Consider the following 11525-nt stretch of genomic DNA (forward strand, 5'->3'; position numbering starts at 1 on the left):
GTTGCAGCTGACAGGACATTCCTTTAAACCGCTATGCTTCCAGCTGCACGCTCATCTCACGCAGATTTTGCGCACGATAGTAATTGTCTCCCGGCAAACAGTTGAACAGCGACATGACCGATCCTGAAGTAGCGCTTCTTGTGAACGTACCCGGATAAAACAGTACCAGCGGGCGATCATCGATACGTCCTTGCAACGCGTTGAGCAGTGTATGCGCACGAATATACGGGTAAACCTTGCCGATTCCCGTAATGAACACGATATCGGCCCCGCCTTCGCTCTTGGCCTGCTCGTAATGATCACGAATGGTATCGGGCAGATGATTCGCATCGGCACCCAGTATATTGTCGAGCAATCTCAAGAAGTTATCCGTGTGAACATCCGATGAAACCTTTTTGTGGCGTTTTTCCTCCCTTTTGAATATGCGATCCAAAATGCCACGCTTCTCAAGAATCTCCAAAGCAATGTCGTACAAATCCAACGTAAGCACTTGCGGAGCGTAATCGCCATCATCTTTCGGCGTCATCGTCTGCAGACGATTCGCCAACTGCTTGATATGCTCGGCGACTTCAAGCTCCTGCATGGGCGGATAGTCATAGATGTAATACGGCTGTTCTCCCGCCAGCCCGCTGTTGGTCCGGAATGAACGGGACTCCATGATCTCATATAAATGAGCGAAATCAGCATCAATGTCACGACGCTCATCCACAAATCCAATATTGGCGATGGAATCAGCCATGCTATCCTCCGTTCTGCTCATAATGACGATTCGCGCATCGGAAGATACCCGAACGAATCCGCCCTCTTTCTAAGAATATCCGCCAAAGAGGGACTGGGAAGGAAAGACAACACCATGTCGGAATTTTTATCGAACAGATGTGCCTCCCTCATGGCCTTGAACAGATTGGACCGGAGTTTCTTCGCCGTTCCCTCGCTTATGGTTTCCAGCTCAGGATGCCATGTAGCTTTGTCCGCAATGAACCGATCATAATCCTCAAAGTCCAGATGCGTATTGCCGGTAAGATAATGCTTTTTAAGTACTTCACCGGCGAATTCCCCGACGATTGCGTAATAACGGCACATCGCGATCCACATAAGTGCCTCGCGGTCGGATGTGGAGGAATCCGGGCCTGCCAAATATGCAAGCTCTCCAACCGTGAGCGCACTGAGCCGCCTAGTAGTTTCCGCCACAACGCGCCTGTTCGCGGAATCTGTGCGAATCGCGAGAACGTTTTCCTCGATGGCCTGCTGGCGAATCGTGGCAATGGATTCGCCCACCTCGGCTTGGGAAGAACACCCAGCGTTACTGCAACCCACATGGTCCAGATACATTTCGGCAAGCGCGCGACCCTGCAAAGCAAGAAGCCCGCCGACAGTGAAGGAAAGCCTGTACCGCTCCCCTCGTGTCGACTCCGCACCGTATGAGCCCGCCATGTAATCCTCCCTTCGCTCAGGCACAAGAATATTTCAGTCTACCCCAGATAGGGTAAAAAAGAAGATGATCTCGAAAAAGCAATCAAAACTGTAATAAAGGGGATTCCCCAGCGCCAGGAACTGATAGATGTGAACTACCAGATGACAGACACTTGGCATAGGACTTCGAGATAAACAATCTTGCGGATGATATTGCGCTAATGGCAAATAGCCCTTCTGCATACAAGATTTGTCGAATAACGCGATTCTTCTTTCAGCAAAATTATGCGAACTCCTCATGGCGACCTTCGAAAGATTGAGCCGAGCATTCCATTCATACGGTAAAGTGTTGAACCAACATGCACCGACAATGGAGAGGGGACATCCATGGTGGACACAGATTTCAACACACAGGTGCGAGAAACAATACTGCACCTATTAACCGAGGCCAACCGCGTACCCTTCCTGTTCGTAGGATCAGGCATTTCAGCCGCTACATGGGTACCGAAGACTGGGATGGCTTGCTCAAATGAGTATGTGAGAATGCCGGAAGCCCAATGAAACCATACTTCCAATACAAACTGATGGCCGAATCAGAAGGAGACGGGAAAAAGAACACGGTCTACCCTCGCATCGCCTCGTTGATGGAAAGAGATTTCCTTGATGCCATCAATCAACCCAAATTCACGGATTGGGTCGAAACGCATCGCGCTGAGTTTGAAGCCGGAATCTCCCCGATGAAAGTGTACGTCGTCGAGCATCTGTCTTCGTTTCGACCAACATTGATGACCGAAGAGTTGGATATATTACGTAAAGCGACCCGTCATGTCGCCGGTGTAATCACTACTAATTATGACGGACTTATGGAATCGGTGTTCCCGAAATACGACGTATATGTCCGACAAGAGGATTTGCTGTTTTCCCCACTGATGGGCATTGGTGAAATCTACAAGATTCATGGATCCGCAGAGGATCCCAGCTCCATGGTTATCAATGAACGAGATTACCAGCGACTCCGAAATCATCAGGATTACCTGACCTCGAAGATCCTCACCATTTTCGGTGAATACCCAATCATTTTCCTCGGATATTCGCTGAATGATCAGGATATACGGGAAATCATTTCTTCAATTGCATCTTGCGCTGGAGAAGCTCGTGCACGAGAAATCGCTAAACGTTTCATCTTCGTACAGTATTCAGAATCCTGCGCCATTAAGGCCGCAAGCTATGAAGTAGACAACGGCCAAACCGTGGAGATGACGGCTATCAGCACGCCAAATTTTGCCCCGATTTATGAAGCCATAGCCCAAACCAATCAACGCTATGCGCCGAAAGTACTGAACCAAATTCTGAGGCAGCTGTACAAAGCTTCTTATACCGGAACAGGTGCAGAGAGCGTAGTCGCCGTGAAACTTTCGCATATGGACGAACTCCCGCCCAATAAAAATGTGATTGTTGGCGTCGGAGTGATGGACTACGGCCGCAAAGTAACATTGTCTGAACTTCATGAAGATGCACTCTTCAAAAACAAGCAATTCTCACCGGAACTGGTTATCGGAGAATGCTTGGATGCGATGTTGAAGCAGGGCGGCGCTCCCATGTACTACTATTTGCAACGTTATGACGGACCGCTGGGTCAGCGAACTCAAAAGGAGCTCGCCGATAAAACTACAATGGAGGCATATCTCAACAACACAGATCGAAGGATTCGCGAGACCAGACGAGTAAAGTTACAGGACAAAAGTATTGCCGGCCTCATCAGCGTATTCCCCAATGACGCTTACAAACACCTTGTTCTGCTACACCAATCTGAAATCGATCTCACTGGGCTTGAAAGCCTCTTGAAGACCGTGGCCAAAGCCAAAATCGAGTCGGGAGAACAGCTCGACTACGACCTACGCAAGGACATCAGAATCTACGATTCCCTCAAGTACGGTGTCGATTACCTGAAAAACAGCACACCCCCACAGTCACCGTCATCAGCTCCAACTCTTTCAGCGGAACCCAACGGATCAGCGGGGGTGTCACCGACCACGGACCCAAACCACGCGTAAGCTTAAAGTCCATCTACTACAATGGTCAGGACTGAACGACATAGCAAATATGTGCTTCATCCCAGGAAGGAATACTGCATTAGCTCCATGCGCGGCTTTCGCCTGCACTAAGGATTTCATCATTATCAAAATCTGCTGTCATCACTACGCCGTGATTCCGTCATCGCCACCGCGCGATAATAGTACACATGGAACCAATCAAGGATGATGGACGGCTGGTGGCATTGGTCACCGGAGGTACGAGTGGTATCGGCCAGGCGACGGCGCGAGTGCTCGCTGTGCGGGACTGGCATGTAGTTTCGGTGGGACTCGATACAGAGGAGAGCATTCCCGAGACTCAGCATATTGGCCGCGGCGAACTGTTTACCTACGAGATGGACGTCACCAAGCCGGCTGACATCACGCGCATTCTCAGCGCTCTCCCCCGATTGGATGCCATCGTCCATTGTGCGGGATTCGGCATCGCTGGTTCTGCGGAATGCACACCAATGACGCTCGCTCGCAAGCAGTTCGATGTGAATTATTTTGGCGTGTTGCAGGTCAACGAAATCGCACTGCCGTTGCTGCGCCGTACCGCGGCACGCAACCGTAAGCGGGGACGAGTCATCGTTGTCGGCTCGATTGGAGGACGGCTGGGTTTGCCGTTCCAATCGCACTACTCTTCCACAAAGGCGGCGCTGGAAATGTATGTGGAGGCGCTGCGGTTGGAGGGGCGCCGTCATGGCATCACCGCCACAATCATCGAACCGGGTGACCTATCCACTGGATTCACCGACTCGCGTATCCTCGCCGAACCAGCCAATTCACCGTACTACGACGAATGCCAACGTTCGGTCGGGCAAATGGCTCATGACGAGCAGACCGGTGACGGTCCGGAAAGCGTGGCCCGAGTCATCGTCGCGACGCTCGGCAAACGCAATCCTCCAGTGCGCATCGCCGTCGGCGGCAGCTACAAGGCCCTGATGCAACTCAAGCGTTTCCTACCGGATCGCATAGTCGAATTCGTCATGCGCCGTATCTATATGAAGCCGTAATACGCGAACAGGGAGAATCACTGAGCATATTCTTGCCCTACCTGACTGGCAAGAATAAACAACATGGGAGGCGTCACCGTTGAGTAGCGCATTGACCATTTTCATCGCGTATGCTCCTGGAACGCTGAGCCTTGTCTGCGACCTCTTCGACCCCTATAGCGGGATTTTCGGAGCTTTATTCAAGTTTGTTGTTCTCTTCATTACTGGCACGTCGCTCATCAACGTGTATGCGCGCAAGGACACGTTGGCTAACACCTCGGAACACAACTACTACAGCTACCCTCGAATCCCACGGCATCATGAAGGAACAGACCGGCCGCGCGGCATCACTCGCCGTATACAAATCCATGCTGGGACTCGTACGTCTCTGCTCGGCCCTCACCGTAGCCTGCTCAATCGGACTGAACGGCACGCTCACCCTCATGGTGGTGATATATCCGACAGATATTTCCCTGTCACCCGCCAACTTCCCCGGCAACAAAGTGGTGGGCATATTCCTACTCATCGTCGGCCTGGCCACGTCCATCGCCTCGGCCATCTACTTCTGGAAGGCCGCCTCCCAACTCAGCCGAAGCGTAACGGCCCAACACTAGGAATGTTCGCTCACTGCGAGCGCCTTATGCCAACAGTTCCGTCCCAAGCACATCATCGATAAGCCCACGTCCGCGCATATCTGTGGTGTTGACTCGTCATTCATTGACAATCAGCGAATCCAAAAGCGTTTTCTCGACCAATTCGAAGAAACGCTTCGATGAGGTGCAGCCCAGCGAAGCACATTCTCGACTCGCCCACAGATTCGCCTCGCCCAGCTCTGCTCAGCAGGAGCTAAACCTCAATCAGCCCGAAGAAATGACCCGCTCAGAACTCACCAGCGAATCAAAACCTCTTCCTAATCGATGGTTTGCTCCGCTCAGGACTACTTCAACAGGGCAAAACCTCGACGGACTAGAGGGAATGTTCCGCCTAGATCTGTTCAGCGAAGCGAAACCTCGACAAACCTGAGGGAACACCCCGCTGAATCATCACCAGTGGCGCAACCCAGAGAGCCAGTAGAGGAAAAGCCCCGCTTAGCGGCCTCTCAGCAAAGCAATACCTTGGCCCATCCGAAGATTTGCCCCACTGAGACTGCTCAGCGAAGCAAAAGCTCAACTCAACCGTAAGAACACTTCACTGACCGCCCATCAGTGAGCCAAAATCTCCATTCACCAGAGGATTTGCCTCGCTAATCATGCAAAAGTGCTTTTTAAAATCGCTGGGAGGTTATTCATTTCCTCGGTTATTCCTCCAATCATCTAAGTCAAAAGAACTCAGCACACGCACGCCAATATTCTCTCTCGGCGTTCCACGAACCATTCCCTCATATTCGGGACTACAGTAAACGGCAGATGTAGCCGATTGTGCCCGGTCCGAAGGAGGACATTATGGGATTGTTTGATTCGCTGAAGAACATGTTCGCGCATCACGAACACCATCATGGAGGTGGCATCGGGCAACCGCTCACTCTCGCCGATGCCAAAGCAGTGTTGGCCTTTATCGTGGTGCATCAGCAGCTTGCTGACATGCGCAAGGTGGCGGATGCAGTCAAGCAATTGCAGGATGAGATGCCTCAGTACATCACATTCGGCATGTCGCATTATTACAGTGAGCCCAAGCGCGTGCGCTTCCAGTCCGAAGGTGGCAAGTTCATCGACGCGGACGCCATCGCCACCGCATTTGCCGAAACCACCGTATTGCAGGACGAGTGCGAAATCCAGCATCTTATGGGCGATATCGAAGACAACCGTGAGCATCGCGATCCGGCAAAGACGCCAGCAGTGCCGATTGACGAACTCGTGCGCGTCACCGATGAAAGGCTTGCGACCGGCAACGATGAGGAGCAAAGTCGTGCATGGCTGTTCGCCTTATTCGATCAGCTCGATGACATTGCCGAGGCGACAAAGAACAACCTGGAGCCGCTTGTCACAGCGTTGGATACGACTCTACAAAACAGCTCCGCTACTATTGGCAACTCCGCCACTACCGACGCTGGCAACAGCAGCAACAATGCCGATGCCGGCGATGCCCGTTCCCGTATCATCTCCCTAATCGCCGACGCTCTCTTCCCGGCCGCAGAATCCTCGAAGACAAGCGAGTCCTCAGCATCCGCCGCCATCCGCGAACTGATGCTCAATCCCACCGCAACATCGCTCAATTACATGCTAGCCATAGACGTACTGCGCGCCCATGGTCTCACTATTTACCGGTGAGTCCGAGAAGTCAACCGGTGGTTCATACGGCAGTGGTTCATACGGCACATGCCGCACGAAACTGCTATGCACGAACCACTGTGTCCGAACAACGAGAACGCGCTACTTCTCCAGCTTCTCCAGCTTCTCCAGCTTCTCCAACTTCTCCAGTGCCTTTAACAGCGAATCGACATGTCCTTTGGCACGCACGTTGTAGCGCGCAATCGCCACGGAGCCATCGGGATTGATGACGAGCGTCGAGCGGATCACACCTACGTGCATCTTGCCGTAGAGCTTCTTTTCGCCGTATGCGCCGTACAGCTTGTGCACGGTCAGGTCGGGATCAGACAGCAGCGGGAACGTGAGATGATCACGCTCGGCAAACTTGCGCAGCTTATCGAGCGAATCCTTGGACACACCTAGCACCACAACATTCTGCGATTCCAGCCGAGCAAGATTATCTCGAAAATCACAAGCCTCAGTGGTGCATCCGGGCGTCATCGCGGCCGGGTAGAAGTACAGTACAACCCTGCGGCCGGCATCGAGCACGTCAGACAGGTTGATTGATCCGCTCTCTGTAAACCCAGGTATAACCGCCGGCAGAGTGAAATCGGGCGCCACGCTCCCCTCTTGCAGACGTTCCGGCATTGAATCAGAGCTATCAACAGTAGTGGTCATGATTCCCATCATAGAACCCTTATCAACAGCGCTAGTAAAGTTATCCAGAGGTCAGTCACACAACTGCGGATCGGCAAAACGGCGATTCTGCAACACCGGCAATGTTCAACGCGCGGAATCAAGGCACTCACGACTCAGCTCAGCAGTAATGAGATCGGCTTCCCTATCGCCCACCGCAGCATCACGCGCGAATCCGTCGATGATCTCCAGATTCCGTTCCGGCTCCTCCGCCACCGTAAATTGCGCAACCGCGACGGACAGATGACCACTATTTTCGCATGATGAACAAACCATTTTGAATTCACAATTCTCTATGCTCGGCGCAGCATACGTTGTGCCGCGTCGCAATACTACAGCACGAAAGGATCCTTCGTCTGAGAGCAAACGACATAGCCTCACACCAGTCCCAACGTTTTGAAGGCGTTGGCCAGGCCGTCCTCGTGAATGTCGGTGGTGGTGAAGTCGCAGAAGGCTTGGATGCCATGAATGGCGTTGCCCATGGCTACGGATGTGCCGGCGGCTTTGAGCATGGCGGTGTCGTTGTCGGAGTCGCCGATGGTGATGGTGTCGGCAATGGCATAGCCCAGCAAAGAAGCCACGTCGCGCACAGCGGTACCTTTGTCGATGCCGTTGATGAGCAGTTCGCCGTTATTCGGCGAGATCTTGTCGTATGAGCCGTGCACGAGTTCGAACCATGGGCTCAAATCACGTTGAGTCTCCTCGAAAGTCACGTCAGGATTCGGCGAGGTGAAGTATGACCCCTTGCTCACATGAATCGTATGTCCCAACGTGGAGCCGGCCGGAACCTCGACCTCGTCCAGCAGATGCCAGAACCGCGCAAACTCACCACGATTCCAGGTCTTGCCTTTCGATTCCAGATGTTGACGGTAGCCTTCCGAGATGTACATGCCATCCGCACCTTGCCATTGGTAGCTCTCGATATGATGCTTGGCAAAATACGTCATCGCCGCATCGACCGCTTCAGGAGGAACGAGATGCTGGAACAGCAGCCTGTCTCCGATATTCGCCTGAGCGCCCGCCACGGAAACCACGCCATCGAAACCGAGGTCGAGGATGCTGCGTTCGATTTTTGGCACGGAACGCCCGGTGCAGATGAAGAGCTTGTGGCCGTTGGCCTGGGCTTGTTTGCAAGCGATTTTGGCAGATTCGGGTACGACGTGGTTTTCGTCGGCTAGGGTGCCGTCGATATCGATGAATACGAGTTTGCTATTGGTTGTCATGGTTACCTTCGTGACTGGTTGGACCTCCCCCAGTCAGCTTACGCTGACAGCCCCTCCAGAGAGGGCGAAGAAAATCCCGCCTAAAAAAACCTACAAGCATCACACGGCGTAGGCGGCCCAGCGGCCGTGGGTGTGCTGGACTTCGATGGGCATACCGAACAATTCCGACAAGCGTTCGTCGGTCAGGCCATTCTCCAACGAACCGGTGTAGACGATGGTGCCAGCACCGGGATTACCCATTGAGTCCACGCCCGCTTCGGTGGCATCCTCAGCAGGAATCGGCTTGCGTCCCATAATGGCGATGTGGTCGAAACCAGCCGGAATCTCCTCCAAGCGATGGGTGACCAGCACCACGGCACGCTCGGAGTTCTCTTCGCCGATTCGGCTCAGTGTGCGCATCACCTGCTCGCGGCCGCCCAGGTCAAGGCCGGTGGTCGGTTCATCCATGATGAGCAGCTCGGGATCTCCCATCAGCGCACGGGCGATCAATACGCGGGTGCGTTCGCCTTCGGACAGTCGCCACATCTCCTTGCCTTCCAGATAGGAGACGTGGAAATCACGCAGCAGCTGGCGGGCGTGGGCGTATTCCTCTTGCGTGTAGGTGTCGCGCCAGCGCCCGGTCACGGCGGACAGGCCGGTGACCACGGCGTCCAGCGGGTCCTCGAACTCGGGGAACTGCCGGCCCAGGTCGGCAGAGGCGAGACCGATGCGGGTGCGCAGTTTGAATACGTCGTATTTGCCGAGTTGATGGCCGAGGATGAATACGCGGCCCTCTGAGGGGAAGGTGCGGGTAGCCAGCATGCCGACCGCGGTGGATTTGCCGATGCCGTTCGGACCGAACAGCACCCAACGCTCCCCCGCGTTGATGGTGAGGTTCACGTCGGTGATGATGACGCGACGGTTGCGCCGGAATTCGACGTTGTCGAGTTGGAGGACGGTGTTTGTCATGAGTGAAATACTAACTATGATTCGCGGTCTGAGAACTCCCCTCAGTCACCTGCGCCGGACTGAGGGGAGCACTCGTTGCAGCGCTACTTACTTCTTCTGCTCGTCGAGCACGGACTGGTAGACTTCCACGGTCTTGTCGGCGATGGTCTCCCAGCTGAACACGTCGCGGGCGCGTTCGTAGCCGGCCTGGCCCATCTTCTTGGCGAGTTCGGGGTCAGCCATGATCTTGTCGATAGCGGCGGCCATATCGTGTACAAACTTGTCCGGATCGGTGGGAGTGCCGGTGCCGTCGTGCAACTGGTCAATCGGAACCAGATAGCCGGTTTCACCGTCGACCACAACCTCCGGAATACCGCCGGTGGCGGATGCGACGACCGGCAGACCGCAGGCCATGGCCTCAAGGTTCACGATGCCGAGCGGCTCATAGATACTCGGGCAGATGAAAGCATCACAGCCGTGTTCCAAAGCATTCAGCTCAGGCTTCGGCAGCATTTCTTCAATCCAGACGATGTTGCCGCGCTCCTCATCCAGCTTGGCGAACGCAGTCTTGACCTCTTCGGCGATTTCCGGGGTGTCGGGCGCTCCCGCGCACAGCACCACCTGAATGTCCTTGGAAATCAGATGTAGGGCCTTGAGCAGGTATGGCAGACCCTTCTGACGGGTGATGCGGCCTACGAACAGCAGGGTGGGCTTCGAGCGGTCGATGTGGTAACGCTCGAACACCTTCCAACCCGGATCGTCTGGTGCCGGGGTAGCGAAGTCGGCCATGGTGATGCCGTTGTACACCACAACCACCTTGTTCGGATCGAGGTTCGGGTAAGCAGTCAGAATATCCTTGCGCATACCGCCGGACACGGCGATTACACGGTCGGCGTTCTCGTAGGCTTCCTTTTCGCCCCAGGAGCTCAGGTTGTAACCGCCGCCGAGCTGTTCGCGCTTCCATGGGCGGAACGGTTCCAAGGAGTGGGCGGTGATGACCAGCGGCGTACCGTGCAGCATCTTGGCCAGGTAGCCGGCCAGGCAGGCGTACCATGTGTGTGCGTGGATGATATCGGCGTCAACGTCGTTGGCAATCTGCAGATCCACGCCGAAGGTCTTCAATGCCGGATTGGCATCGGCAAGCTCGGACGGCGTATCGTATCCGACAACCTTCAGATTGCCCTTGGCATTAGCGGCATTGGGAATCGCGGGGATATCAGCCTCGGTGCGCTTGCCATCAAACGCACGCACGGTCACGTCAATGCGCTCGGCCAAAACCTTGGACAGCTCCTCGGCGTGTACGCCGGCACCGCCATACACATGCGGCGGGTATTCGCGGGTTAGAATATCAACTTTCATCGGACTGCCTCTCCTTCGTGCGTCAGAAAGAAACTCAAGCACTTCTTACTTTAGGGCACCGCATACAAGAAAACGCACAACTTCCGTCGTGCGTTTTGCTTCTCAAGCCGGATTTACCAGGCAAAAGATCAGACGGCCGTGCCGTTCTGATCCAAATTCGGATTATGCTTGGAATCGCCAGCCGTAAAGAACAGGCTCAGCACACCCACAATGAACACCGCGGAAACGGTGATGATCAGCCACATCGGATGGCTTGGCAGCCACATAACCACGAAGAACGCGATAATCGCGATGGCGATCAGCGTCCAGCTGCCCACGCGGAACCACTGACGCAGCGAATGCGGTGCCTTGAACATCTTCGGATTCGTGTAGTTCGGGTTAGTGGTCAGCAGGGTTTCGGTGTCCGCAATCGTACCGCCGCTGGGCTTCCATTCGGTGCCGTCGGTGCCGTCCTGCAGACGCTGGGACTTCTGCTGCAGCTGATATTCGTCAATCATTCCCGAACGGCCACGGCCACGGGTCTGGTCATACTGCGACGGCACTCCCCTGCGGCCTGCTTTGGCTTGGGCACGGCGTTCTGCACGATTCGGCATT

General features: G+C 54.5%; 13 protein-coding genes. 5 read left to right on the forward strand and 8 right to left on the reverse strand.

Going from position 1 to position 11525, the window contains the following annotated elements; genetic code table 11:
* Positions 1–31: 31 nt before the first annotated feature.
* Positions 32–739, reverse strand: a complete 708-nt coding sequence (locus NBH12_RS06305) for a DUF1788 domain-containing protein (protein ID WP_052792431.1) — start codon at positions 737–739, stop codon at positions 32–34.
* 17 nt (positions 740–756) lie between these two features.
* Positions 757–1434, reverse strand: coding sequence for a DUF1819 family protein (locus NBH12_RS06310; RefSeq protein ID WP_052792430.1), 678 nt, complete (start codon positions 1432–1434; stop codon positions 757–759).
* A gap of 563 nt (positions 1435–1997) precedes the next feature.
* On the opposite strand from NBH12_RS06310, the gene NBH12_RS06315 reads away from it, so the two are divergent.
* From NBH12_RS06315 to NBH12_RS06335, 5 genes are all read left to right on the forward strand, one after another.
* Positions 1998–3467 carry an SIR2 family NAD-dependent protein deacylase gene (locus NBH12_RS06315; protein ID WP_171842481.1) on the forward strand — a complete coding sequence of 490 codons (1470 nt, stop codon included), beginning with the start codon at positions 1998–2000 and terminating at the stop codon, positions 3465–3467.
* A 188-nt stretch (positions 3468–3655) separates the two neighbouring features.
* Positions 3656–4501 carry an SDR family NAD(P)-dependent oxidoreductase gene (locus NBH12_RS06320; RefSeq protein ID WP_052792428.1) on the forward strand — a complete coding sequence of 282 codons (846 nt, stop codon included), beginning with the start codon at positions 3656–3658 and terminating at the stop codon, positions 4499–4501.
* A 299-nt stretch (positions 4502–4800) separates the two neighbouring features.
* Positions 4801–5094 carry a hypothetical protein gene (locus NBH12_RS06325; RefSeq protein ID WP_014483777.1) on the forward strand — a complete coding sequence of 98 codons (294 nt, stop codon included), beginning with the start codon at positions 4801–4803 and terminating at the stop codon, positions 5092–5094.
* A 103-nt stretch (positions 5095–5197) separates the two neighbouring features.
* Positions 5198–5503: a hypothetical protein gene (locus NBH12_RS06330; protein WP_224743522.1), complete on the forward strand. Its 306-nt coding sequence runs from the start codon at positions 5198–5200 to the stop codon at positions 5501–5503.
* A 419-nt stretch (positions 5504–5922) separates the two neighbouring features.
* Positions 5923–6747, forward strand: coding sequence for a hypothetical protein (locus tag NBH12_RS06335; protein WP_250819290.1), 825 nt, complete (start codon positions 5923–5925; stop codon positions 6745–6747).
* Between the two features lie 102 nt (positions 6748–6849).
* Here the strand turns inward: NBH12_RS06335 and NBH12_RS06340 are convergent, their stop codons facing one another.
* From NBH12_RS06340 to NBH12_RS06360, 6 genes are all read right to left on the reverse strand, one after another.
* Complete coding sequence (locus NBH12_RS06340; protein ID WP_065505519.1) at positions 6850–7416, reverse strand: peroxiredoxin; 567 nt, start codon at positions 7414–7416, stop codon at positions 6850–6852.
* Positions 7417–7509: 93 nt separating this feature from the next.
* A complete protein-coding gene (locus tag NBH12_RS10850; protein ID WP_256328058.1) occupies positions 7510–7638 on the reverse strand; it encodes a hypothetical protein in 129 nt (42 codons plus the stop codon).
* Positions 7639–7799: 161 nt separating this feature from the next.
* Positions 7800–8645: a Cof-type HAD-IIB family hydrolase gene (locus NBH12_RS06345; RefSeq protein ID WP_025262948.1), complete on the reverse strand. Its 846-nt coding sequence runs from the start codon at positions 8643–8645 to the stop codon at positions 7800–7802.
* Between the two features lie 99 nt (positions 8646–8744).
* Positions 8745–9593, reverse strand: coding sequence for an ABC transporter ATP-binding protein (locus NBH12_RS06350; RefSeq protein ID WP_025262947.1), 849 nt, complete (start codon positions 9591–9593; stop codon positions 8745–8747).
* A gap of 87 nt (positions 9594–9680) precedes the next feature.
* Positions 9681–10931 (reverse strand): glycogen synthase, encoded by a 1251-nt coding sequence (glgA, locus tag NBH12_RS06355; protein WP_003829290.1) that lies wholly within the window; start codon positions 10929–10931, stop codon positions 9681–9683.
* A gap of 128 nt (positions 10932–11059) precedes the next feature.
* On the reverse strand, positions 11060–11524 hold the full coding sequence (locus NBH12_RS06360; RefSeq protein WP_007053345.1) for a membrane protein: 465 nt from the start codon (positions 11522–11524) through the stop codon (positions 11060–11062).
* Position 11525: the final 1 nt, after the last annotated feature.

This window comes from Bifidobacterium sp. M3-N-101, from assembly GCF_023656805.1.
Lineage (GTDB): Bacteria > Actinomycetota > Actinomycetes > Actinomycetales > Bifidobacteriaceae > Bifidobacterium > Bifidobacterium breve.

Excerpts from the sequence above, each read along its gene's own strand:
- NBH12_RS06360 (WP_007053345.1), bottom strand. The coding sequence starts at position 11,524 with ATGCCGAATCGTGCAGAACGCCGTGCCCAAGCCAAAGCAGGCCGCAGG.
- NBH12_RS06325 (WP_014483777.1), top strand. The coding sequence starts at position 4,801 with ATGAAGGAACAGACCGGCCGCGCGGCATCACTCGCCGTATACAAATCC.
- NBH12_RS06345 (WP_025262948.1), bottom strand. The coding sequence starts at position 8,645 with ATGACAACCAATAGCAAACTCGTATTCATCGATATCGACGGCACCCTA.
- NBH12_RS06315 (WP_171842481.1), top strand. The coding sequence starts at position 1,998 with ATGGCCGAATCAGAAGGAGACGGGAAAAAGAACACGGTCTACCCTCGC.
- NBH12_RS06340 (WP_065505519.1), bottom strand. The coding sequence starts at position 7,416 with ATGATGGGAATCATGACCACTACTGTTGATAGCTCTGATTCAATGCCG.
- NBH12_RS06305 (WP_052792431.1), bottom strand. The coding sequence starts at position 739 with ATGGCTGATTCCATCGCCAATATTGGATTTGTGGATGAGCGTCGTGAC.
- glgA (WP_003829290.1), bottom strand. The coding sequence starts at position 10,931 with ATGAAAGTTGATATTCTAACCCGCGAATACCCGCCGCATGTGTATGGC.
- NBH12_RS06350 (WP_025262947.1), bottom strand. The coding sequence starts at position 9,593 with ATGACAAACACCGTCCTCCAACTCGACAACGTCGAATTCCGGCGCAAC.
- NBH12_RS06320 (WP_052792428.1), top strand. The coding sequence starts at position 3,656 with ATGGAACCAATCAAGGATGATGGACGGCTGGTGGCATTGGTCACCGGA.
- NBH12_RS06310 (WP_052792430.1), bottom strand. The coding sequence starts at position 1,434 with ATGGCGGGCTCATACGGTGCGGAGTCGACACGAGGGGAGCGGTACAGG.
- NBH12_RS06335 (WP_250819290.1), top strand. The coding sequence starts at position 5,923 with ATGGGATTGTTTGATTCGCTGAAGAACATGTTCGCGCATCACGAACAC.